At 48.7% G+C, this 604-nt stretch carries 1 protein-coding gene; it reads left to right on the top strand.

Features of this window, described 5'->3' with window-relative positions:
- Positions 1-51: 51 nt before the first annotated feature.
- Positions 52-604, top strand: a 553-nt coding sequence (locus R7Q09_RS26880) for a metal ABC transporter ATP-binding protein (RefSeq protein ID WP_318144040.1), incomplete at its 3' end; no start/stop codon positions are given.

The following is a 604-nucleotide window of genomic DNA, read 5'->3' as shown; positions in this document are numbered from 1 at the left end:
GATTGAAGCGATGAAGTTCGTGGCAAGCAAACACGCACAGGAGAAAGCGTAATGCTTGGTCCTTCTATCTCGATAGATAATTTAAGTCTCCAATACGGTGACAACGTGATATTGCAAAATGTCACGACAACCTTCGAGCCGGGCAAGTGCCATGTGATCATGGGTCCAAATGGTGGAGGAAAAACCTCGTTGTTGCGCTCCGTACTTGGACTTACGCCTTTTACTGGCGACATTTCCGTTCACTGGCCGAATAAGACTCACAATAAGCTTGGCGGAAACGTTGGTTATGTTCCTCAAAAAGCGATGTTTGAAGCCAGCTTACCGCTAACGGTGATGGATTTTGTGTTGCTGAACCAAACACGAATCCCACTATTCTGGCACCGTAAAACCAAACAAACACAACGTGCGTTGGCGCAATTAGATCGCGTCGGCATGGCCGCTCGCTCAGATCGTCGTATGGGGCAACTTTCTGGCGGTGAGCAACAGCGTGTGTTGTTCGCTCAGGCTTTGTTAGATGACCCAAGCTTGTTGGTGTTGGATGAGCCTACAACAGGGATGGACGAGCAAGGTGTGCGTTACCTTGAAGGGTTGATACATGAAGTTG

It is taken from the genome of Vibrio sp. 2130-1 (genome assembly GCF_033339515.1).
The sequence above is the reverse complement of the archived record's forward strand: the minus strand, read 5'-3'. Positions and strand labels throughout refer to the sequence as shown.